We start from the raw sequence: 2,058 nt of genomic DNA, 5'->3' as shown, positions 1-2,058 counted from the left end.
GCCCTCGCCTCGGTGTACGCCGCCCGTCCCACCGCGACCGAGGCGCGGGTCGCCGATGCTCGCCTCCACCACGCCATCGCCGCCGCCACCCACAATCCGGAGATCGAGCGCCTGTGCCTCGACCTCGACACCCGGATCAACGCCGGGTTCCGGCACGATCCCTTCTCCGAGGCGCTCTTCCGCAGGGCCGTCGTCGATCACGCCGCGATCGTCGGGGCGATCGCGGACGGTGACGCCGAGGCCGCGGGGCGCCTGTGCGAGGACCATTTCCGGGCCACGACGATGTCCCCGCCCGACGGAACGCGCTGACACCGTCCACCAGCGGAAACACCGCGGCTCGTCACCGCGGCGTGTGATCCCCGAGACACATGGACGTACTAGAGTGTGCGGAAAGTGCCGAACGACCACGAGGAGGCATGCCGTGAACGCGGAGGAGAACCCGGGATCCGGACCGTCGGGCGACGCGCCCGCGGGGGAGAAGTTCTGGTTCAACACCAAGACCCGGCAGGTCGAACGCGGTCGTCAGAGCGCATGGGACAACCGTATGGGCCCCTACGACACGGAGGAGGAGGCGCGCCACGCTCTCGACGCGGCCGCCGAACGCTCCGCGGAATGGGACGCCGATGACTGGAACACGTGAATAAGGGAGTGGGGCATTCGATGGTCTCCATGAGCAGGCAGCAGGAGTACGTCCTCCGCACGATCGAGGACCGGGACGTGCGGTTCATCCGCCTGTGGTTCTCCGACGTCCTCGGACGTCTCAAATCCGTCGCGATCGTCCCGGCGGAACTCGAGGGTGCCTTCGGTGAGGGAATCGGGTTCGACGGGTCCTCGATCGAGGGCTTCAGCCGGGTGTTCGAATCGGACATGGTGCTCCGGCCGGACCCGACGACCTTCAGCCTGCTGCCCTGGCGCGGCGAGAAGGAACCGACCGCGCGCATGCTGTGCGATGTGTACGACCCGGACGGAAATCCCGCCGCGGTCGACCCCCGCGCGGTGCTCAAGCGCGCGATGGACCGGGCAGCCGACAAGGGATTCACCTTCTACGTGCACCCCGAGATCGAGTTCTACCTCTTCGAATCGGGCGAACTCGACGGTGGGCAACCGGTTCCCGTCGACTCCGCCGGGTACTTCGACCACGTGAACGGCGGTACCGCGAACGACTTCCGGCGCACCGCCGTGCAGACCCTCGAGGCGATGGGGATCTCCGTCGAGTTCTCCCACCACGAGGCCGGCCCGGGCCAGAACGAGATCGACCTGCGGTACGCGGACGGTCTCGCGATGGCCGACAACGTCATGACGTTCCGGACCGTCGTCAAGGAGGTCGCGATCCAGCAGGGCGTCTTCGCCTCCTTCATGCCGAAACCGCTCGCCGACCAGCCGGGCAACGGGATGCACACCCACGTGTCGCTCTTCGAGGGGGAGAACAATGCGTTCTACGACCCCTCGGCGAAGTACGGACTCTCCCTCATCGGTCGCCAGTTCGTCGCCGGTCTCCTCGAGCACACCCCGGAGATCTGCGCCGTCACGAACCAGTACGTGAATTCGTACAAGCGCATCTGGACCGGTCACGAGGCCCCGAGCTACATCTGCTGGGGCCACCGCAACCGCTCGGCCCTCGTGCGCGTGCCCCAGTACAAGTCGGGCAAGTCGTCCTCGGCGCGCGTCGAGTACCGCGGTATCGACTCGGCGGCCAACCCGTATCTCTCCTACGCGCTCATCCTCGCGGCCGGGCTCAAGGGCATCGAGGAGGGTTACGAACTGCCCGAGGAGGCCGAGGACAACGTCTGGGAGCTCTCCGACCTCGAACGTCGGGCGATGGGCATCACCGCTCTGCCGACGAGCCTCGACGACGCCCTCGAGCTCATGGAGAACAGCGAGCTCGTCGCGGAGACCCTCGGTGAGGACGTCTTCGACTACTTCCTCCGTGACAAGCGTCGGGAGTGGCAGGACTACCGTGCTCAGGTGACGCCCTTCGAACTAAGCCGTCACTTCAGTTCCCTCTGAGTCCTGCGGTGAATACTCCGTTCGGCCGACGGACCTCCCGCCCGCCCGGGC

Annotated in this window: 3 protein-coding genes; all 3 read left to right on the top strand. The window is 67.1% G+C overall.

The genetic code is table 11. The features are described from left to right. Nucleotides 1–309: FadR/GntR family transcriptional regulator (locus ABD172_RS10175; RefSeq protein WP_344309298.1), on the top strand; the 309-nt coding region annotated here is incomplete at its 5' end. A gap of 112 nt (nt 310–421) precedes the next feature. Further along, on the top strand, nt 422–640 hold the full coding sequence (locus tag ABD172_RS10170; RefSeq protein WP_344309296.1) for a hypothetical protein: 219 nt from the start codon (nt 422–424) through the stop codon (nt 638–640). Between the two features lie 29 nt (nt 641–669). After that, complete coding sequence (gene glnA, locus ABD172_RS10165) at nt 670–2,007, top strand: type I glutamate--ammonia ligase (RefSeq protein ID WP_344309293.1); 1,338 nt, start codon at nt 670–672, stop codon at nt 2,005–2,007. The last annotated feature ends 51 nt before the right edge of the window (nt 2,008–2,058 follow it).

It is taken from the genome of Brevibacterium samyangense (assembly GCF_039529845.1).
Classification (GTDB): domain Bacteria; phylum Actinomycetota; class Actinomycetes; order Actinomycetales; family Brevibacteriaceae; genus Brevibacterium; species Brevibacterium samyangense.
This window is presented reverse-complemented; position numbering and strand designations above follow the sequence as displayed.

What these genes read in the sequence shown, in the direction of transcription:
- glnA (WP_344309293.1), top strand. Translation starts at nt 670, where the DNA reads ATGAGCAGGCAGCAGGAGTACGTCCTCCGCACGATCGAGGACCGGGAC.